At 49.3% G+C, this 21,033-nt stretch carries 19 protein-coding genes; 7 read left to right on the forward strand and 12 right to left on the reverse strand.

All coding sequences use genetic code 11. The annotated features are described in order from the left end of the window. Positions 1-99: 99 nt before the first annotated feature. From ACFOET_RS14330 to ACFOET_RS14355, 6 genes are all read right to left on the reverse strand, one after another. Positions 100-1,536 (reverse strand): Glu/Leu/Phe/Val family dehydrogenase, encoded by a 1,437-nt coding sequence (locus ACFOET_RS14330; protein WP_379023821.1) that lies wholly within the window; start codon positions 1,534-1,536, stop codon positions 100-102. A 65-nt stretch (positions 1,537-1,601) separates the two neighbouring features. Then, complete coding sequence (locus ACFOET_RS14335; RefSeq protein WP_379023823.1) at positions 1,602-1,829, reverse strand: CcmD family protein; 228 nt, start codon at positions 1,827-1,829, stop codon at positions 1,602-1,604. A 68-nt stretch (positions 1,830-1,897) separates the two neighbouring features. Continuing rightward, on the reverse strand, positions 1,898-2,566 hold the full coding sequence (gene ccsA / locus ACFOET_RS14340) for a cytochrome c biogenesis protein CcsA (protein WP_379023825.1): 669 nt from the start codon (positions 2,564-2,566) through the stop codon (positions 1,898-1,900). 55 nt (positions 2,567-2,621) lie between these two features. Further along, positions 2,622-3,281 carry a heme exporter protein CcmB gene (locus ACFOET_RS14345; protein WP_379023827.1) on the reverse strand — a complete coding sequence of 220 codons (660 nt, stop codon included), beginning with the start codon at positions 3,279-3,281 and terminating at the stop codon, positions 2,622-2,624. 49 nt (positions 3,282-3,330) lie between these two features. Further along, positions 3,331-3,675: a hypothetical protein gene (locus tag ACFOET_RS14350; protein ID WP_379023829.1), complete on the reverse strand. Its 345-nt coding sequence runs from the start codon at positions 3,673-3,675 to the stop codon at positions 3,331-3,333. 92 nt (positions 3,676-3,767) lie between these two features. Continuing rightward, positions 3,768-5,048 carry a replication-associated recombination protein A gene (locus ACFOET_RS14355; RefSeq protein ID WP_379023831.1) on the reverse strand — a complete coding sequence of 427 codons (1,281 nt, stop codon included), beginning with the start codon at positions 5,046-5,048 and terminating at the stop codon, positions 3,768-3,770. 134 nt (positions 5,049-5,182) lie between these two features. Between ACFOET_RS14355 and ACFOET_RS14360 the strand changes: the two genes are divergently transcribed. The 3 genes from ACFOET_RS14360 (at position 5,183) to tpx (ending at position 9,201) form a co-directional block, all read left to right on the forward strand. Further along, positions 5,183-6,319 (forward strand): tetratricopeptide repeat protein, encoded by a 1,137-nt coding sequence (locus ACFOET_RS14360; protein WP_379023833.1) that lies wholly within the window; start codon positions 5,183-5,185, stop codon positions 6,317-6,319. Positions 6,320-6,466: 147 nt separating this feature from the next. Then, entirely contained in the window at positions 6,467-8,596 is a 2,130-nt protein-coding gene (locus ACFOET_RS14365) for a carboxy terminal-processing peptidase (RefSeq protein WP_379023835.1), read from the forward strand. Between the two features lie 104 nt (positions 8,597-8,700). Continuing rightward, positions 8,701-9,201: a thiol peroxidase gene (gene tpx, locus ACFOET_RS14370; RefSeq protein WP_379023837.1), complete on the forward strand. Its 501-nt coding sequence runs from the start codon at positions 8,701-8,703 to the stop codon at positions 9,199-9,201. A gap of 15 nt (positions 9,202-9,216) precedes the next feature. Here the strand turns inward: tpx and ACFOET_RS14375 are convergent, their stop codons facing one another. Together ACFOET_RS14375 and pgi are read right to left on the reverse strand one after the other, a co-directional pair. After that, positions 9,217-9,723 (reverse strand): hypothetical protein, encoded by a 507-nt coding sequence (locus ACFOET_RS14375; RefSeq protein WP_379023839.1) that lies wholly within the window; start codon positions 9,721-9,723, stop codon positions 9,217-9,219. A 57-nt stretch (positions 9,724-9,780) separates the two neighbouring features. Next, a complete protein-coding gene (gene pgi / locus ACFOET_RS14380) occupies positions 9,781-11,430 on the reverse strand; it encodes a glucose-6-phosphate isomerase (protein WP_379023841.1) in 1,650 nt (549 codons plus the stop codon). Between the two features lie 136 nt (positions 11,431-11,566). Between pgi and prfB the strand changes: the two genes are divergently transcribed. Continuing rightward, a protein-coding gene (prfB, locus tag ACFOET_RS14385; RefSeq protein WP_379023843.1) for a peptide chain release factor 2 occupies positions 11,567-12,653 on the forward strand; the annotation gives its coding sequence in 2 pieces (ribosomal slippage) (positions 11,567-11,626 and positions 11,628-12,653; 1,086 coding nt in all). On the opposite strand, the gene dcd is transcribed toward prfB, so the two are convergent. Further along, positions 12,650-13,186, reverse strand: a complete 537-nt coding sequence (dcd, locus tag ACFOET_RS14390) for a dCTP deaminase (RefSeq protein ID WP_379023845.1) — start codon at positions 13,184-13,186, stop codon at positions 12,650-12,652. The genes prfB and dcd overlap by 4 nt on opposite strands. An 82-nt stretch (positions 13,187-13,268) precedes the next feature. On the opposite strand from dcd, the gene ACFOET_RS14395 reads away from it, so the two are divergent. Continuing rightward, positions 13,269-13,907 (forward strand): 4'-phosphopantetheinyl transferase family protein, encoded by a 639-nt coding sequence (locus ACFOET_RS14395; RefSeq protein WP_379023847.1) that lies wholly within the window; start codon positions 13,269-13,271, stop codon positions 13,905-13,907. A gap of 7 nt (positions 13,908-13,914) precedes the next feature. Here the strand turns inward: ACFOET_RS14395 and bcp are convergent, their stop codons facing one another. The 3 genes from bcp to ACFOET_RS14410 are packed head-to-tail and all read right to left on the reverse strand — an operon-like array spanning position 13,915 to position 16,707. Then, positions 13,915-14,376, reverse strand: a complete 462-nt coding sequence (gene bcp / locus ACFOET_RS14400; RefSeq protein WP_379023849.1) for a thioredoxin-dependent thiol peroxidase — start codon at positions 14,374-14,376, stop codon at positions 13,915-13,917. Positions 14,377-14,390: 14 nt separating this feature from the next. Then, positions 14,391-16,085 (reverse strand): M23 family metallopeptidase, encoded by a 1,695-nt coding sequence (locus ACFOET_RS14405; protein ID WP_379023851.1) that lies wholly within the window; start codon positions 16,083-16,085, stop codon positions 14,391-14,393. 10 nt (positions 16,086-16,095) lie between these two features. Next, entirely contained in the window at positions 16,096-16,707 is a 612-nt protein-coding gene (locus tag ACFOET_RS14410; RefSeq protein WP_379023853.1) for a fumarylacetoacetate hydrolase family protein, read from the reverse strand. A 224-nt stretch (positions 16,708-16,931) separates the two neighbouring features. On the opposite strand from ACFOET_RS14410, the gene ACFOET_RS14415 reads away from it, so the two are divergent. Beyond that, the gene (locus tag ACFOET_RS14415; RefSeq protein ID WP_379023855.1) at positions 16,932-17,651 is read left to right on the forward strand and encodes a hypothetical protein; all 720 of its coding nucleotides are present in this window, start codon (positions 16,932-16,934) and stop codon (positions 17,649-17,651) included. A gap of 301 nt (positions 17,652-17,952) precedes the next feature. Next, positions 17,953-21,027: a SusC/RagA family TonB-linked outer membrane protein gene (locus ACFOET_RS14420; RefSeq protein WP_379023857.1), complete on the forward strand. Its 3,075-nt coding sequence runs from the start codon at positions 17,953-17,955 to the stop codon at positions 21,025-21,027. Positions 21,028-21,033: the final 6 nt, after the last annotated feature.

Consider the following 21,033-nt stretch of genomic DNA (forward strand, 5'->3'; position numbering starts at 1 on the left):
TTTTTATTAAAGTCCTAACATTTCTGTCAATGGATGAAAACTATCATTGCAAGAAGGCATGCTTTCTTGCAATGATACTAAGTGCTTGGAGCTGGGATCTTACGGCCAGATTCCTAAATTTTGGTATGATACCGCTATTTTATTTATCGCACCGACAAAAGCCGCTGTCCGTAGGGTGTCAATATCCCGGTTGGCGATTTTGATTTCGCGGATTTCATGGTAAGCTCGGATCATGGTGTCTTCCAGTCCGGAGTTGACCAGCTCCAGCTCGTCTGCGCCCTTAACGATGGCCAAGCGCTGCGCAGCTGAGAGTGATTTTCCAGTTATCGCCTCAACTGTGTTGACGAGGTTGAGATTTGACATTTCTTCATAGCGTTTGTCCATCCGGCCAAACGCCACATGGGATAGGTTTTTTAACCACTCGAAGTAAGAAACGGTTACCCCGCCTGCGTTGCAGTACATGTCCGGGATGATGATGCCGCCGTTTTTTACAAATAGAGCTTCAGCGCCGGGGGTGGTCGGCCCATTGGCACCCTCGGCGATGATTTTAGCCTTGATGCGGCCGATGTTTTCTTCGGTCAGCTGGTTTTCCAGAGCTGCGGGCACAAGGATATCGCATTCCTGTTCTAAGCCTTCAGCCGGTGTCTGGAACGATTTGGTAGCCTTCTTGTATCCGAGAATCGAGCCTGTGTTTTTGCGGTGCTCAAGAATGGCATCCGGATCAAGGCCGTCGGGATGATACAGTGCACCGTCATATTCACAGACGCCTACAATAATGGCGCCTAGCTCGATGAGCACCTTAGCGGTGTTGTACCCCACGTTTCCGAGTCCTTGCACAATGACCCGTTTGCCGGCAGTGCCCGGTGTAAGGCCGATTTCTTTCATGTCTTCGGCCACATTGACACATTCACGTATCGCAATGGCAACTCCTCGTCCTGTTGCGGCTTTTCGACCGTTGATACCGTGCAAAGAGAGGGGTTTACCCGTCACACAGCCAAAGGCGTCGAGCTGGCCTGGGTTCATCGTTGTATAGGTGTCAGCTATCCAGCTCATCTCCCGTTCTCCAGTGCCATAATCGGGTGCGGGAACGTCTATTGCAGGGCCGATAAAATTCTTTTTGATGAGCTCTACCGTATATCGTCTGGTAATATTTTCTAGTTCATTTACTGAATAATTTTTAGGGTTGATGGCAATTCCACCTTTGGCCCCGCCAAACGGAACATTGACTATGGCACATTTATAAGTCATCAGCGCGGCGAGCGCCATCACTTCATCCTCGTTAACTATGTCGCTGTAACGGATACCGCCCTTCGTGGGCGACATATGCTGCGAATGTTCTACACGCCACGCATTGATGACTTCGATCTCGTCGCCACGCCTGAAAGGAAAGCTAAACCGGTACACGCTGTTGCAAGTCTTGATTTGGTTGAGCAGTCCTTGAGGGTGTTTGGTGAATTGCGCTGCATGGTCAAAAAACTGCGATACGTCATTGAAAAAATGGGGGTCTTGTGGTGTTTTTGCTATTACCTTAGCCATAACAATGTTAATATAGATAATTGGTACTTAATGCTTAAACTTCGGCAACTCCGAACATTCCCGATCTATGTGTGTTTGGTTCCTTGCCGGTTTTCCAACCGGGTCAATTTTCTGTCGATGGTAACTAAATAGATGGCCAATCCTAAAAAAAGCACTACCAAAACAGCTACTACCACATATATCTTGCCCGAGCTGCGCAAACCCGTAGCCATTTCGACCCCGGGATTTGATTGCGCAAAACTACACATTAACCCATTGATAACTAATATAAAAGAAAGAATTGTCTTTTTCATATAATTATACAATAAACGTTGTCAATTTTGATTATTTAATCGTTTTACAGTTGTCATTATACCAATCGTTAGGTGTCGCTGCTATGGTTTTCGTATTCCAGTTTACGGATGCGTAGCCGCAACGTCATTAGCCATATGCCGACAAGTATCCAGCCGACGGAAGCGGGGTATAGAACTGCTTTCATCGAGTTATCAAGGTCAAACTGTCCGAATCCTGAGTTGCCGCCGCTGCCGGGATGGAGTGAGTCGGTCGTCTTGGGAAGAATGTACATCAAAACGATCATAATGGGAAATGCAAAGATGTTATAGATGGCCGATATCTTTGCGCGTTTTTGCTCTTCTTCCAATGCATTCCGCAGTACAAGATAAGCGAGATACATCAAGGTGGCAATAGCCGACCCGTTCAGTTTCGGGTCATTGGGCCAAGGGTCGCCCCAAGTAAAGTTGGCCCATAGCATCCCGCTTAGCAACCCGAATACGCAGAATATGACCCCTACATTGACACTTTCCACAGCTATGAAATCGTGTTGGGGGTTATTCGATGAAAGGTATCGAAGGCTGTATACGATCGAGATAAAGTACAAGGCGAACATCGTGAACCACATGGGCACGTGATAGTATACATTGCGTATGGTTTCGTGCACAATCGGAAGTGCAGGCACAGCGCCTAAAAGACCCATTATCAAGCTATACAGAACGAGCGCTAAACCAAGAATTTTCCACCAATTTTGTTTCATAAATTATCTCGCACAAACGGGTATCTGATATTGTCAAGCTAAAAACTGTCAATTTTTAGTCTCGCCAAAGGTAAGGAAATAACAACAAAGAAATGGCCACGGTAATGACATTGATAGCTGCCAAGACGATTAGCTCGTCGTAGCTGACGCTGCGCTCCAGGCCCGCTATGGCGTTTTTGGATACGCTGATAAGCACAAGTAACAACGGTATAACAATCGGGAAACTGAGTATGGCCATAAGCGTACTGTTATTGCCAGCTTTTGCACTGATACCGGATACCATGGTAAACACCGAGGCAAAACCGATACTGCCCAATATAACGATCGTCAAATAGAGCGCGGGGTCGCCTAGCGGGTTCTGAAAAATAACAGAATACACACCGTACGCTATTGACGAGAGCAACAGCATGACAAGCATGTTATACGCAATTTTTGATAGAATAATAGCTTTCGCGCTGGCTATGGTGTAATAGTATAATTGCCTGCTGCGGCTTTCCTGTACGAAGCTCTTATTGATGGCGTTGACGGAGGCGAATAAAAGGATGATCCAGAACAATGCATTCCACGTGGCCGTATCTACTGATTTGAATGCTTGATAACACACGAATACAGTAGAAATAACGTAGAGCACTATTCCATTGATAGCATACTTGGTACGCCACTCCAGTATAACGTCTTTTTTTATGAGAGATGTGACCTCGCTGAGCAAACTCATTTCCCGCAAAGATACGATTATTCATGGTCGTCGCGGGAAAAGACGCATACTATATTCCGTCTTCAGTCTTTTGTTTGGCAGACTTCACGGCCGCGTTTGCCGCGCTGATGCCTTCTTTAGCTAATTGGTCGGTTTGCTGAATCGCTCTATGGCCTTTGCGTTTTGCTTCAGCCCGCATGTCGTGAATTTCCTCTGAAGCTCGGTCGGCCAGTTTAGAGGCCCTATCCATCTCTTTTTTCGTGCTTTTCCGGATAGCGTTAGTGAGCTCACGTATGCCCTCGCTCGCACGATCCAATTGTTTTCGGCCTCCCTTTGTGCCCATCAGTAACCACACTGCCGTACCAGCGGCCAATCCCACCAATGCATATGTTACAATACTGTTCTTTGAGTTCATTTTTTTTCCCTTTTTTATTTTATGCCCTTTTTTGTTGTCCGATTTCATAACTTGTAAACAACATATGGCTTAAAATGTTTGGCTTTCCGGCGTCAATACTCATATTTGCTTTTCCAGCGTTGCCGCAGCTGCTCGCGCAGCTTCTCTTCAGCCGGGTTTTTGCCAGGGTCATACAGCTTGGTGCCGCTCAGCGCTTCTGGCATAAATTCTTGTTCCACAAAATTTCCCTCGTAGGCATGCGCGTATTGGTAGTCCTTGCCGTAATCCAATTGCTTCATTAGCTTGGTTGGAGCATTTCGGATATGCAGAGGGACGGAGAGGTCGCCGGTTTGCCGTACCAGTGTTTGGGCTTTGTTAATCGCTTCATAGGAAGCATTGCTTTTGAGCGAAGCGGCAAGATAAGTTACGGTTTGTGAAAGGATGATACGCGCTTCAGGCCAACCAATGACATTCACTGCTTGAAAACAGTTGTTGGCAAGCAGCAAGGCGTTAGGATTGGCGTTACCTATATCCTCCGACGCTAAGATGAGCAGCCTACGGGCGATGAAAAGCGGATCCTCTCCGCCTTCGATCATTCGTGCTAGCCAGTAGACCGCCGCATTTGGGTCGCTGCCGCGGATGGATTTGATGAATGCTGATATGATGTCATAATGCTGCTCACCGGCCTTGTCGTAGATGGCCATATTTTGTTGCACCTGCCGGAGCACAAATTCATTGGTTATTTCAAGCGGATCGCCGCCGGCAGCGTTGACAACCAGTTCAAGCACGTTCAACAGCTTACGGGCATCTCCGCCTGACAGCCTGAGCAGTGCCTCATGTTCTTTCACGTTCACCTGCTGTTTGCGAAGGTATTCATCTTCCTTCAGTGCCTTGTCAATGATGCTTAACAGTTCTTTTTCGGATAGGTGTTCCAGTACATACACCTGGCAGCGGGAAAGCAAAGCTGCGATGACCTCGAACGACGGGTTTTCGGTTGTGGCTCCGATTAACGTGATCACCCCGCGTTCAACGGCGCCCAGGAGCGAATCTTGCTGCGACTTCGAAAAGCGATGGATTTCGTCGATAAACAGGATGGGTTGTCCCTGCTGAAAATCCCGGAGCTGCTTGGCCTTATCAATGACCTCGCGCACATCCTTCACTCCTGAGTTGATTGCGCTTAAGCTAAAAAATGGCCGGCTCAGTTGCTTCGAAATGATAAAAGCGAGCGTCGTCTTTCCAACGCCTGGCGGCCCCCATAAAATCATCGATGGGATATTGTTTTGGTCAATGGCGTTGCGGAGCACGGCTCCTTCACCAATGATATGCGGCTGCCCCACGTAGTCTGCTATGGTGTTGGGGCGCATTCGTTCAGCTAGCGGTATCCGAGTTGCCATGATTTTTAGCAAACTTAGGCAAATCAGGTTTTATATACAAGCAAAAACCGAGTAAATCTGCGCCCCCCGTGTAAGCTGAGCAATTTGAAAGTAAGGGACAATTTTCGTATATTAGTGGCGGATTGGATAATTATATGAACGAAAGACGAAGACTGCCCTGTCGTGCAGTGTGGTTTTTCTCCATTTTGTGGGGCATTTCCTTTGGTGCCGTTGGGCAATCGCAAGAAGACTTTTCAGGCCAGATTACCAAATATGACAGTACTTTTTCCGGTATCGGCCCGGAAGTATATTTTCTTCCACCGCCGCCTACTGCAGAGGAAATTCTTGACGACCGGTATGCGGAGAAAGAAGTTGATTCGGCGGCAGTTGATGAGTATGTAGGTAGGATGAAATATTATCACCGGATGGTGATGACCGGCAATGGTGGAACCACAGCGAAATACTTGCCGGTGAGCGAAGCACAAACATCGAGCGTTGAGGGCAAGCTGCTTATGGCGGCTGATCGGAGCCGTGCCGCCAGCAGCACGAATCTGGTGGCTGACATTGAAAACCGGCTTGCCATGGAGTATGTAGCGCTTGGTGCATTTGACCTGGCCATCGAATTTTTTGGAAGTGCGATGCAGGCGAAGCAAGCGCACGGCAATATGGCCGATTGGGAAATTATCGCGCATAATTTGGCCGTCACCTACGAATACCTCGGCCAGTTGGATAAGGCATACGGGCTACGTCTGCAGTTGTACGATCGCGCGGTGAAAACCCGCGATAATAGCCATCAAGCTAAGGCCCTCATGGAACTTGCCTTTATCAAGGCAAAGCAGGGTTTCTCAGCAGAAGCTGAGCGGGACATTATCCGAAAGGTTGTGCCGTTATTTCGCAGGGCAAGAAATGAGGCTGGGCGCGCCTCAGCCTACCGGACATTAGCCGACATTTATACCATGCAGAGTAAGTATCCGGAAGCGCAATGGTTTTTGGTCCAGGCTAAATCCATTGTCGACAAGGAAGGCTTGGCCGACCAACTGCCGGAAATAATTTTCAACCTTGCAGAGACAAAAAAGCGAGCAGGAAATCCACGTGTGGCTATTGAAGAGTATAAAGTTGCCGATGATCTGGCGAGAAAGGACCACATGATGGGAATGCAGTTGGCCATTCAAGATGCGTTGGGCAACCTGTATCATCAGGCAGGCGATTACAACGGGGCGGCCCTTGCCCTCAATCGGTATGATATGCTCAAAAATGTCTTGTTTAAAGGTGAAGCACCCGTAGATAATTGATTGGTATTGTAACAAATAAAAGTCAAACAATTCTCGGGGGCATTGCGTAATAAAGATTGATGATTTTTGTCTAAATTTAGCGCCTTGAACAATTGCAGGTGGGATTGTGGACCGATCACAATCAAGATCAAAGAATATAAAAGAAGTATGGAAAATATGTTGAAGAAAGTGTTTTTTGCGTTGTTTGTGGTAGCCATAGTCGCTTGCGGATCCAAGCCGAGGGTTGATCTGAAAGCGGAGGCAGGGGTGTTACAGCCTACTGCTCAGCACGCAGTAATTGCCAAGGATGTGGTCAGCCTGTTTGAAACGGTCAGCTATAAGAAAGTACCGTTCAACGATTCCATCTCGTCTCTTGTTTTTGATAACCTCCTCAAAGCTGTGGATCAGGGTAAAAATTACCTGATGCAGGCGGATATCGATGATTTCGAACAATACCGGAATACGCTGGGGCAGGACTTCCGCGATGGCGACCTGAGCGCGGCATACCACATGTTCAATGTTTACATGAAGCGTTACCTTGAGCGGCTGGATTATGCGTTGACACAGGTAGAGGCGCCCCACAACTTCTCGGTAGACGAGCGGTACGTTTACAACAGAGAAAAAGAGGATTGGTTTGCTTCTGAAGCCGAAGCTGATGACCAATGGCGTAGGCGCGTAAAATACGACCTGCTCAACCTACGGCTCAGTGGCGATGGAAGCGATTCGGCTGCGGCAAAGCAGAAGGAGATACTGACCAACCGGTACAAGAATTTGATCTCTATGGCAAAAAAGACCGATAACAACGAGGCTTTTCAGGTTATCATGGGAGCGCTGACAGACGCCGTCGATCCGCACACGAGCTATTTCAACCCTTATTTCGCTCAGCGTTTCAATGAAGAGATGGCCAACACCTTTGAAGGGATAGGCGCACGGCTTACTACCGAAAACGAGGTAGTGAAGGTTGCTGACGTTATCGTCGGTGGACCTGTATATAAAGAGAAGGCGTTGCAAATAGACGACCGCATCATCGCGGTGGCTCAGGGCAAAGACGGCGAGTTTGAGGATATTATCGGGTGGAAACTGGACCATGCCGTGGCGAAGATCAAAGGGCCGAAAGGTACGGTGGTTAGGCTGAAGGTGATACCAGCGGGACAAGACCTTACTGCTGAGCCTAAGGTCGTATCACTCACGCGTGACCGCGTCGTGATCGAGGACGAATCAGCCAAGCGCGAAGTCAAGGAGGTGGTGGGGGACGACGGAAAGACCTACCGTATCGGCATCATCAGCCTTCCGAAATTTTACATCGATTTTGACGCTTACCGGAAGAACGACCCCAATTACAAGAGCACAACACGGGATGTGCGGCTGCTACTTGACTCGCTCAAGCAGGAGAATGTAGACGCTGTGGTAATGGACCTCCGGTTCAACGGCGGTGGCTCATTGCAGGAATCCATCGAATTGACAGGCTTGTTCATCGACAAAGGCCCCGTAGTGCAGGTGCGCGACACGCGCAACCGTGTCGATGTGAATGAGGACCGCGAGACGGGAGTGGCCTGGGATGGTCCGCTGGGGGTTATTATCAACCGGTTCAGTGCCTCCGCTTCGGAAATATTTGCCGCAGCGATACAGGATTATGGACGGGGCATCGTGCTTGGTTCCCAGTCTTACGGCAAGGGTACGGTGCAGTCGGCCATCGATATGGGCAAGGTGATCAGCCCTGCAGACCGCCTGCTGCTGAAAGCCAAGGCGGATGACAAGAATGGACTACCCGTTGGTGCCCCTCAGTTCGGGCAAATCAACATCACGTTAGCCAAATTCTACCGCATCACCGGCAGCAGTACCCAGCACAAGGGGGTAGTGCCGGATATCGTATTCCCCTCGCTCTATTCCGAAGAGAAATATGGCGAAAGCTCAGAACCCTCCGCGCTGCCATGGGACCAGATCAAGCCAGCCGACTTCGTAACCATAGCTGACCTCAAGCCGACAATTGCTCAGCTTGAAGCCAAGCATCAGGACCGCATGGAGAAATCTCCAGCATACAAGTTTTTGCTTGAAGATATCGAGACCATGAAACGGCAAGAGTCAGAGACAAGCGTTGCCTTGCAGGAAGAAAAGCTGAAAAAAGAGCGGGAGGAAAACCGTCTGAAGAGCAAGGCCCGCTCCGATGCACTTCAGCAGATGCGGATCAACCTTCCGCTGGGCGGCGGAGCAGCCACCGATGTGGATGAAGGACTGGATTTCATCCAGGAAGAAAGTTTGGCTGTGATGGCAGATTACATGGCGTTGGTGGCGAAATAGTGTATAAACTACGAGTTGTCCGTTTCCAGCAAGCCACGAGCTGGAAACGGACAACTTTTTTTGCATACCGTTAAAAATTTACTATAATTATCCAAAATCAGATTATGGCAACAATCACATTTAAAGGAACCGAGATCCATACCGCCGGTGCGCTGCCCGACGTGGGCAGCCAAGCTCCTGATTTCAAACTGACATCGGGAAACCTTACCGATAAGACATTGGCAGACTACAAAGGAAAAAAGGTAATACTGAATGTCTTCCCAAGCATCGATACCGGCACTTGTGCGGCTTCGGTGCGAACGTTTAATCAAAAGGCGGCCGCGCTTGAAAATACCGCGGTGCTTTGCATTTCCAAAGATCTTCCGTTTGCGCAAGCGCGGTTTTGTGCTGCGGAAGGAATCAGCAATGTCGAAACGCTCTCCGAATATAAGGATACCAATTTTTCCGATGCCTACCGACTCAGCGTCGTAGACGGTCCATTGGAAGGCTTGCTGAGCCGGGCTGTGATCGTGATCGGCGAGGACGGCACAATTAAATATACGGAGCAGGTCGCTGAGATCGCAAACGAGCCGAATTACGATAACGCATTGGCGGCGTTGGCATAGGGTAGCCCTTTAAAGCTAATTTTTGTTGCATGACACCGGTTGAAAGATCTGCCCGTCGGTGAAATCGATGGTTGCACGATCCGTAAACCGGTACACGTTTTCGTGTTCCTCACGATCGCCGGCCCCCCTTATCAAGGCGCCTCCTCTTTGCAAGAACGCCTCCTCCGTGACACTTCGCATCCCTTCTGCCTGGTAGTCATATTGCACAAAAAGCGTGTCGCCGCTGGTGTCGCCGTGCACGGTGCCCCGGCTCCCGTCTATTTCGTAGTTGTCGAAACGAAGTGTGCCAGACACGGAGCCGTCCTGCAAGCTGAGTTGTAGCCATGCTGAATCCCTCCCGTTTACATATAGGTAGCAGGAGCTGTCGGCCGATTGAGAGGGCGGCTCTGAGGTGCTTGATGTACTTCGATTGTTATCACCGGCATCCCCTGGCGAGCTAGGCCGATTGCAGGCGCTACCAATGGTGACGCCCATAGCGATCAGTAAGGACAAAGTGCTGGAAAAAGAATTTTTTGTATCCATACGGGGTTCACGGCAAATTCCATGCAAAAAATCGGCGGGGAACAATAGCCGCTGCGTTTATTGCCGCCATGCTTTGTATTGATTGATCAACCCGTTCGTAGATGCGTCATGGGTGGAAATAGCGTTATCATTACGCAGCTCGGGCAGGATTTTTCCCGCCAGCTGCTTACCGAGCTCGACGCCCCATTGGTCGAAGCTGAAAATGTTCCAAATAATGCCCTGCACGAAAATCTTGTGTTCATAAAGGGCGATAAGTGATCCTAACGTATAAGGTGTTATCTTTTTAATAAGGAATGAGCTGCTGGGCCGATTTCCTTCAAATACCTTGAATGTTTTCAGCCGTGTTATTTCCTCATCTGTTTTGCCAGACGCCGCTAATTCCGCGATCACTTCGGACTCATCCTTCCCGTTCATTAGCGCTTCGGTCTGAGCAAAAAAATTCGAGAGCAACAGGGTATGATGTTCGCCTATGGCATTATGCGTCTGTGCTGGCGCAATGAAGTCGCATGGGATCAGTTTGGTGCCCTGATGAATCAGCTGATAGAATGCATGCTGGCCATTGGTGCCCGGTTCTCCCCAGATGATTGGGCCGGTCTGGTAGTCAACGGGGTCGCCGTTTCGATCTACGTATTTGCCGTTGCTTTCCATGTCCCCCTGTTGAAAATAGGCGGCAAAGCGGTGCAGGTACTGGTCGTATGGCAATATGGCGTGTGTCTCGGCATCGAAGAAATTATTGTACCAGATGCCGAGCAACGCCATAATGACCGGAGTGTTTTCTTCAAAAGGGGTCTGCTGGAAATGCTGGTCAGTGGCATAGGCGCCCTGAAGTAGCTGCTCAAAGTTCTCAAAGCCGATGCTTAGGGCGATAGATAGCCCGATGGCACTCCACAGCGAATAGCGGCCGCCGACCCAATCCCAGAATTCAAACATATTTTGGGTGTCGATGCCGAACTCAGCCACGGCCTTGGCGTTGGTAGACAGGGCTACGAAATGCTTGGCAACAGCGTCTCGTCCCGCACCGCTGTCGAGCAGCCATTGACGTGCCGTGTGGGCGTTGGCCATGGTCTCCTGTGTGGTAAATGTCTTGGATGCGATCAGGAAAAGCGTCGTCTCGGGATCGACCCGCTTGAGCGTCTCGGCGATATGTGTCCCGTCCACATTGGATACAAAATGGATGTTCAGGTGGTTTTTGTACGGCTTCAGCGCTTCAGTGACCATCACTGGCCCTAAGTCCGACCCGCCAATGCCGACGTTGACCACGTCGGTAATGGCCCTTCCAGTATGGCCTTTCCAGTCGCCATTGATCACCCGTTGTGAAAAGTCGCGCATCTTAGCTCGAACAGCTTTTACCTCGGGCATGATGTCCTTGCCATCTACCAGTAAGGGGGCGTTGTCTTGCTTGCGTAAGGCGGTATGTAGTACAGCACGGTTTTCGGTCTCATTGATGGGTTCGCCGGAAAACATGGCACTTATGGCATCTTCCAGTTTGCACTCTCGGGCCAATTGCAGCAGCAATACTTTTGTGGTTTCATTTATCCGGTTTTTCGAATAGTCAAAAAGCAGGTCGCCGAACGTAATCGAAAATTTTTCGAACCGTTGCGGATCTTTCTGGAATAAGTCGCTGAGGTGTTTCGGTGCAATGTCGATAAAGTGGCTGCTGAGGTAATTGTAAGCTTGTGTTTCAGTGAAGTCTATCCGGGGTAGCATAATAGTTCTTTTGAGGGCTAAGTTAAGTTTTTTGAGTGAAGAGCGGATGACGGATTGTAATTTTGATTTTAGATGCACGTTTGCCGCTCAGCGACCTGCGAAATAAAAGAAAGATAATTTGTTTACCTTTGCTTCCATGACCAAAGAACAGATACAAGACTTGAGGGATAGAACAGCTTCCCTGAGGAGGCACCTTTGACATCGATGCTAGGAAAAAAGGAATAGAAAACGAGCAGGCCATTACCTTGCAGCCTGATTTTTGGGACGATTCCAAAGCCGCGGAGAAAGTCCTGCAAGCCATCAAGAGCAAGAAAGTGTGGACCGATCACTTTGATGCGGTGGCGGCGGCAGTGGACGATGCGGTGGTTATGTTTGAATTTTATCAAGCAGGAGATGCCACGGAGGCAGACCTAAAAGAGCAATACGAGGCGGCCTTGGCGAAAGTGGAGGAGCTGGAATTCAAGAACATGCTGAGTGCTGAGGAAGACCAGTTGGACGCCGTATTGCAGATTACGGCTGGTGCAGGTGGAACCGAAAGCTGCGATTGGGCTGGCATGCTGATGCGGATGTACATCATGTGGGGCGAAAGCAACGGCTATAAAGTGACAGAACAAGACTATCAGGAAGGCGATGTTGCGGGCATTAAGACGGTAACCTTGCAGTTCTCTGGCGATTTCGCGTACGGCTATCTAAAAGGCGAGAACGGCGTACATCGGTTGGTACGTATTTCACCATTCGACTCCAATGCCAAGCGGCATACGTCATTTGCTTCGGTATATGTGTATCCGCTGGTAGATGATAATATCGAGATAGAGGTAAAAGACGCCGATGTCGAATTTGATACATTCCGCTCGGGCGGAGCAGGAGGGCAAAATGTAAACAAGGTAGAAACCGCCGTACGGTTGCACCATAAGCCCACCGGAATTATCATCAAAAACCAAGAGTCGCGCTCACAGCTTCAAAACAAGGAGAACGCCTTGCGGCTTCTCAAATCGCAACTGTACGAGATTGAGATGCGCAAGCGGCAGGAGGCTTCCGCCGCGATAGAAGGCAGCAAGAAAAAAATCGAATGGGGGTCGCAGATCCGGAATTATGTCTTGCATCCGTATAAGTTGGTGAAAGACTTGCGTACCAATGTCGAGACATCCAATACCCAAGCCGTGCTTGACGGCAATATTGACGAATTCCTGAAAGCCTACCTAATGGAGTTTGGAAGGAACTAAAATTCATTCTTCCACATCATGCTTTCGACAGGACGGGTGGTCTTATTGTTGTATTTCGCGTTTTGCTTCGTATTGTAAAAGGTCTCAATATCTCCTTCCACAGCGAAGTAAATGAGTTGGCCGATTGGCATGCCAAAATAAATCCTTACGGGTTGCGCCACGGAGATTTCAAGAGTCCAGGTATTACAAAACCCAACATCCCCCTTTCCGGCAGTAGCGTGGATGTCTATGCCGAGGCGGCCTGTACTCGACTTACCCTCAAGAAAGGGCACATGGTTATGAGTTTCGGTATATTCAAGCGTCACACCAAGGTATAACGTGTTGGGCTCTAAGACAAATCCGGTTTTCGGAATTTCGAAATGAGTGATTTCATTGTGCCTTTTAGCATCTAACACACGGTCCTGATAGGTTGCAAGGTACTTCCCTAAGTGCACATCATAGGAATTGGTGCCCAAGCACTCCCTTCGGAACGGCTCAATGATGATGGATCCGCGTTCGATCTCTTCCAGTATACGCTTGTCAGATAAAATCATGTTTAAAAATCGAGGGAGCAAAAATACGTTATTGAATCAGATTATTAAGGACTATTAGCGATAAATAACTATTTTTGGCTATATGGCATTAGCATACTTGCGTGAACTGGATAATAATGTGCGGTTCGCAATATGGCGCATTGAAGAATCGGCAGACGACCTTATAAGCCGGTTACAACTGGATGACCGCGAAAAAGCTGTCTTAAGCCGCTTGAACAAGGGTAAGCGCACACTGCATTGGCTCGCCACACGTGTACTTCTGCGGACAATGTTAGACACGCCGGGTTTTATCGATTGTCCTTCCGATGATAACGGCAAACCCTACTTAGCCAATTTCCCGCAGCGGATCTCACTCACCCACTCGTTCGAATATGCTGCAGTAATGATGAGCGACAACGGCGAAGTCGGAATCGATCTCGAGCTGGTGAAAGCGAAAATACTGCGTATTGCGGATAAGTTCATGAAAGCCCAAGAGCTGGAATCCATTGGGCGTCACCATATCGAAAAGCTTTATGCGTGTTGGTGTGCCAAGGAAGCCGTATATAAATTGCAGGGAAACAAAGGGGTCTCGTTTAAGGATAACATGACCATCCTTCCGTTTGATTTTCAAGATCAGGGCGTACTTTTTCTGGATCTGGACGCTGTGAACCGGCAGGAGCGGTTCAAGGTATATTACGAAAAATTCCAGGAGTATATGCTCGGCTATGTCGTGGAAGGGTAGTTGCAGTCTATTCCAGCAACGCCCTTACCTGTTGGGAAGCATTTTTGCTGTCCACTTTGTCGATAATGTGCGTGATGATACCCCGTTCGTCGATGACGAACGTTGTGCGCAATATTCCCATGTATGTGCGGCCAAAAAGCATTTTCTCACCCCATACCCCGTAACTGTTGACGATTTTTAAATCGGTATCGACCAGTAACGTAAATGGCAAGCTGAACTTTGCTGCGAAGTTGCGGTGCGAGCGCTCGGTATTCGCGCTAACGCCGATGACTTCAAAGCCGTCCGCTTGCAGCGAGCGGTAGTCGTCCCGGAAACTGCAGGCCTCGTCTGTGCAGTTAGGCGTATTGTCCTTTGGGTAGAAATAAAGGATAACTTTTCTGCCTTTGAAATCGCTTAATGACACCGTGTCTCCGTGTTGATTTTTTGCTGTAATTGCGGGCGCGCTATCGCCGACCTTCGGTTTTGCCATAGTATCTTATTGTATTATCTGATGAAGTTGGCCTCATGGACCTGCGTATTGTCCTTCCAATCGGTGACCTCCAGGCGGAAGCGATGTTTACCTTTCGGTAAGCCGACTTCGAATACATGCCATAGGGATCGGAATTTGGGATCGTATTCCATGAGCACCCATTGGTCATCGATATACCCGTTGAATGATTGGATACCGGACAGGTCGTCGAAAATCTTGAAGTCTACGCGGTTGATGGCTCCCATGTCCTTCCCTGCACTGATATTTTGCGGTTGGATGGTAGGTGGCAGGGTGTCTACCGTGATGTAGAAGCTGCCAAACGATCGGGTTTTGGTGCGCACCCATCCGTCATCGAAATTGCCGCCCTGTGACCTTCCCTGATTATCCACCAGGATGGCTTTCGATCGGAGCGCTTCGGTCAGGGTGGTATCCGGCTTGATTTTCAATTCGTAGCTGTCAAAGAGCGGAATGAAGCGGTTGTGCACATGCTGGATCATGGAATACCCGTTTTTAGGCCGCGCCCCTTGGTGGTAACTGAAGTGCAGGTGGTCATACAACGCATTCTTGGGGACGATCACTTCTATGTTTTCGGCTGCATACCGGTTTTCGCGGTCATAGCGGAACATCGCCGTGCCAGCGGTACGCTGCCGGACGGGAGCGTAGGATGGCGAATTCCGCACCTTGAATGAGTGCGATGCGGTATTGCCATGTACATCGCGTACGCGATAGGTAAGCGTATGCTCTTGCTCGTCCGTGAGGGTGATGCTCCCGTCTCCATCGAGAACATGGTAGATGTTGATGGGGTTGTTCGGATCTTTAAAGCTTTTCTGGACCCTTGTATTTTTCATGATGTAATACGGATAGTCCACGTAGGAATGGATGGCTCGGGAAGTTGCAAAAGATAATTCTTCAAAAAGGACTGTGCTGACGGGTTTGTTGCCAAGCAGCAGCTCGATCGAGTACACACCGTTGTTGAATGATGTGCCGTTGTGCCGGTCAATCGTATTGATTCCCACGCCAAAACGGCCGTTGACGGGAATCACCTGGCTGTCTTTCAACGACAGGTGCCGCCTCGGTGTATGTTCGTTGAATGGCTCATCTGCCAAGTCATAGACGGTAATGCCCTGGATGAGCGGTGGAATGTCGTCTGGAAATGTTAACCCGAACAACTGGGGATTTAATGGCGCCTGGGTTTCCGTGTCGCGTATTTCGAAGTGCAGGTGTGGGCCTTGGGAGCTTCCGGAATTGCCCGCCAGACCTATACGATCGCCTTTCTTCAATGGCATGACCGCTTCGTCAAGTGGAATATCCACATCAAACCGCTGCAGTTCGTATTGCTTCGCCCGGACGATCGACGTCAGGGCTTCGTTGAATTCGTGCATATGCAGGTATACGCTGGTATAACCGTTCGGGTGATCGATGTAAACGGAATTTCCTCCTCCGCCGATCTGTACCCGCACGCGTGATACATAACCATCCGCTACGGCAAAGAGCGGGAGACCCACCCGCTGCTGTGTGCGGTAATCATCACCAGCATGGAAATGTGTAGCGCGCAGCTCGCCGAAGGTGCCGGAGGCCTGCGGGGGGATAGCCAACGGACGCCGGAAATAACCCTGCGGGTAATCACGGTTTTTCATCACCGCAGATTGCGCATAAGTTCCCGTGGGAACGAGAAGACAGAGAAAAATGATTGCTTGGATTATCTTCATGAGTACGCTATTATTTCACGTGAAAATTGAACATTCGCCGGTCGCCGATAAACCCTTCCAGGTAATCGCCGATAGCGACCGGGCCTACGCCGGCGGGTGTGCCGGTAAAAACAAGATCGCCCTTTCGCAACGTAATGTACTGCGACACGAAAATCAAAATATCCTCGAATGAAAATAGTAAGTCTTTGGTGTTGCCCGCTTGCACCGTTTCTCCGTTTTTGTCCAACCAAAACGGCAGGTTATACAGGTCGTTGAAAGTTTCTTTCGGCAGCAATTCGCTTACCGGCGCCGAGCCATCAAAGGCCTTTGCTAACTCCCAGGGAAGCGATTTCTCCTTGTGCAACTGCTGGATATCCCTCGCCGTGAAATCGATGCCCAGCCCAATGGCGTCATAATAGGTATGCGCAAATTTTGAACCGATATGTTTTCCTTCCTTGCAGATACGGAGAACCACCTCGACCTCGTGGTGGATGTTGCTGGAAAAGTCGGGATGATAAAAGTCGCGGTTGTCTTTCACAACCGCTGTATCGGGTTTGAGAAAGATGACGGGTTTTTCGGGTACCGGATTATGGAGTTCCTTGGCATGTGCTGCGTAATTGCGTCCGATGGCGATGACTTTCATGTAAATGTTGTTTTAACCGGCGAAGAAGCTTTCGCTTGCCACAGGCGGGCCTAAGCTGCCTATTTTTTATGCTCCATTGTCGTCGACGGCTCGCGCAAGTGACACAGGGGCCGGCCGGCGTGCCGCAAAAATAGTAAGAAAGATCTAAAAACTTTTACAATTCCGGTTTGTGAATAAAAATAGCTTTTTTGTATATTCACGTTACAATAAATACGGAGGTGCTTATGCAGACTTTAAATGCTAACTGGTTTATTGAAATGCCGATAGACTTTGAGCACAAGCAGTATCAGCTGCTCGCTTATCTGCAGCAGATTAATGCTCGTTTCAACAGGACACAGCTTTATCCCAATCTGAACGACCTGGTTTTTCATTACAACAACCTGAAAAAGTTTAAGAGTGATAAAACCACATTGGAGAGCAGCTTCCCCGTGCGCTTGAGCAATATTGACTTGCAGGCGGTAGAAATCACGTATGAAAAAATCGTAAACGATGATGCTATGATGCAGGAGATTGAGCAGATTATCCACTTCGCAACCGAAAAAATCAAACCTGCAATCAAAGAAGGTCGTGAAATCCATGATTTCGTGGAACGCCATTTGGCCATTTCCGAGGTAGGCATGCGCCCGCTCTATCCCTTTCATGGATACCTGTTGCTGCGCAATGGAGACGATCGCGGAGTGCGCGTTTACGAATACCAGGTGACGCTGTTTGAAAGCCAGCACGAGAAATACCGGGGCATTCACACGACGTATATCACCAGATACGAGCGGCATTTCGTTTACAACACACCGGAATCCATCCGGAAAGATCTGATCCACACGCGTAGGCAATTACCTAATCCGGCGGTATATCAAGTGGAAAGCGATATTACGTTTCCCGTTGAAAATACATTACTGCCTCTGGCAAAAAAGACACTCGTCAAAGCGATATCAGCATTGAACTGACATAAAACAGGCAGGGAGTGCAATTCAGATGGTTTTTTGAAAGAAAAAAAACCATCTGAACGACTTTTTGTTGTTCCATAACTATTAGACAAGGCTGGTTCACAACAACGCTTGATTTATGATGGATCCGAGGCGTCCGCCACCCGTTAGCTAAAATGTTTTAGTTAGTTAATGTTCTTTGCGACCCTAAGCGGACACGATAGGGACAGGTCGGTGCGTCTTCATAGCCAGCCTTTAACGGAGACTCCGTATACACTGATGCCGGCCCCGCAATTCAAAAAGTTCAAGCAAAACACACATCATGAAACAACGTAATTATATATCAACGGAATACATACTTCTTCTTCTTCCGGTTACATTATTATTCATTTCCATGGCGGCGTACGGTTCGGCTAAGGTGGATAGACTACCCGCAAGAGGGGCAGCATCAACCATGCTGCACGCACAACAAAGGACTATTACAGGTAAGGTGGTCGGAGCGGTGGATAGTCTTCCCCTCATAGGAGTCACCGTCGCCGTTAAGGCCACTTCACGTGGAACGACCACTGACGAAAACGGCAACTTTGCCATTGAAGCGTCGGCAGGCGAAGTTATTATCTTTACGTACCTGGGTTATGAAGATCAGGAAATTAAGGTTAGTGACCGAAATCAGCTTACGATAGCCCTTGAACCAGACGCTTCCCAAACCTTGGAAGAGGTCGTCGTCGTAGGGTATGGTACCTTGCGCCGCAAAGAGGTAACCTCTGCGGTGGCTACCGTAAGGGCTGAAGATTTCAATGCTGGTGGTGCGCGGTCTCCGATGGATCTTATTCAGGGGAAGGTTGCCGGTCTGAACATCACTCGCACCCAGGGGAATAATCCCAATTCCCGTGCCGCAATCCAACTGCGTGGGGTTACATCCATCACAGGTACACGCGCACCACTGATCGTGATCGATGGCATTCCCGGCGGGAGTCTCGATCTCCTGCAACAGGACGACATCGAGTCGTTCGATGTACTGAAAGACGGCTCGGCTGCGGCAATATATGGAACCCGTGGCAATGCGGGGGTAATCCTCATCACGACAAAAAAAGGCCGTGAAGGAGAACCGAGGTTCGATTACGCGACTTATGTACAGCGGGAAGTCGTAGACCGTAGACCGGATTTCCTGACCGCTTCGGATTTTCGGGGCCTGATTTCACAGGGTTTGATTAATGCGGATCAGGATTTCGGCGCGTCAACCGACTTATACAATGAATTGATAGATCGACAAAACACCAGCCAATACCATAACTTCGCTGCCTCGGGCGGATCGGCCAATACCAATTATCGGGCATCCATTTTTTTTAATGACGCAAAGGGTATCGCCCGGCGGAGCAGCCGCGAACAATGGGGTGGAAGGATCAATATCAACCAGAAAGGGCTACAAGACAGGTTGAGCCTGCAGGTGAACATCGCTGCAAATTTTGACAAATCAGATCTGATGGGCGGCGGCTTCAATAATTCCGACGACCCTAATGCGCGCATCACGAGTACAGGAGCTGATTTCGAGCAGGCGGTACAGCGCAATCCGACAGCGCCTATATATAACCCTGACGGTTCATTTCTTGAGACCCAGGGATACAACAATTTCAACCCGGTTTCACGACTGGCCAATCGCATTGCCGAACGCAATCAGCAGGTGTTTTCCGGTGATGCGCGCCTCACCTTGGATATCGTTGAGGGGCTGTCGGCTACGGTTTTCGGCTCGTATGTGCGTACCAACTTCAACGACCGCTTTTATCGCTCTACGAATGACTGGGAGCAGCGGCAATCGTCCGAATGGCAAGGGATGGCCTATGCTGCCAAGTGGAATGATCTTTCCTGGATACAGACGCTTGAGTCGACATTAGATTATAACACAACATTCGGAGACGATCATTCGTTGACCGCACTGCTCGGATACAGCTATCAGTACGGCACAGCTGAGCGGTTCAATGTGAATAACAACGGGTTTACCACAGATGGATTCCTGGATTGGAATTTGGGTGCAGGAAGCGCAATACAGAATACGACCCTGCCCCGCCCGGGAATGGGCAGCTTCAAGGACGACAATACGCTCATCGCGTTTTTCGGCCGGGCAAACTACGCCTACAGGGGAAAGTATATGGCGCAGGTCATTCTCCGACGGGAAGGCTCGTCGCGCTTCGGGGCCAATCATAAGTGGGGCAATTTTCCGGCTGTCTCTGTCGGATGGACGCTGAGTGAAGAAGCGTTTCTGCGGGACGTAACCCAAATCAACGAATTGAAGCTGCGGGTTGGATATGGCGTCACTGGCAATCAGGGGATACCAAACTACCAGTCGCTGCTCACGTTGAGCACGGGCGGAGTGTATCCTCAGGACGGGGTGTACTACCAGACGTATGGCCCCGCGCGCAATCCCAACCCAAACTTGCGGTGGGAACAAAAAGCCGAGTGGAATTTCGGTTTTGACTTTACGTTATTCAACAATCGGCTCAGCGGCGCACTGGATGTCTACGATCGGGAAACCAAGGACCTCCTGTATAACTACAATGCACAACAACCGGCATTTGTGCGCGACCTCATTTATACCAACGTGGGATCTATCCGCAATTATGGGGTGGAGTTGCAGCTTTCAGCAACAGCCATCCGGCGCGACGATTTCCGATGGAGCATTGATTTCGCCGGCAGCACAAATGCGAATAAACTGACCGTCTTGTCGGGTGAATCTTTCCAGGCAAACTGGCTGGAATTCGGCGGATTGCCCTCTCCAGGAAACTTGGGCAATGCAATCCGAGTAGAAGAAGGCGGAGCGGTGGGTAATTTTTACGGCAAGCGGTTTGCAGGGTTTACCGAAGATGGCCGGTGGCTGTTTCGCAAAGCAGATGGGACAACTGGGTCAGCAGGAGAAATGAACGAAAACGACCTCACCGTCATCGGAAACGGCGTGCCTAGATATCATGCATCGCTGAGTAACACCTTTGCTTATAAAAATTTTGACTTGACAATATTTTTTAGGGGTAAGTTTGGATTCGATATTTTGAATACGCAGGACCTGTATTTCGGGAATAAGCGGTGGCTGCCAAACAATTTGCTGCGCAGCGCGGTCACTACTCACAATCAACTGGATGACGATCCTCAGTACTCAGATTACTATATCGAACGCGGTGATTTCGTGAAACTTGATAACTTAACTTTAGGTTATAGTTTCCAGTTGAATACGCCTTACATCCGGAACATGCGGGTTTATGTTACTGGCCGGAACATCGCTACGTTTACCGGATACAGCGGTATCGACCCAGAGCTGGAAGACACGGGATTCGAAACGGGTATTGATTCAAGAGGCTTTTACCCGCGTACGCAATCGTGGGCCATTGGATTGAATGTTGGATTTTAGATGACA

This window comes from Parapedobacter deserti (genome assembly GCF_042646065.1).
GTDB classification, from domain to species: domain Bacteria; phylum Bacteroidota; class Bacteroidia; order Sphingobacteriales; family Sphingobacteriaceae; genus Parapedobacter; species Parapedobacter deserti.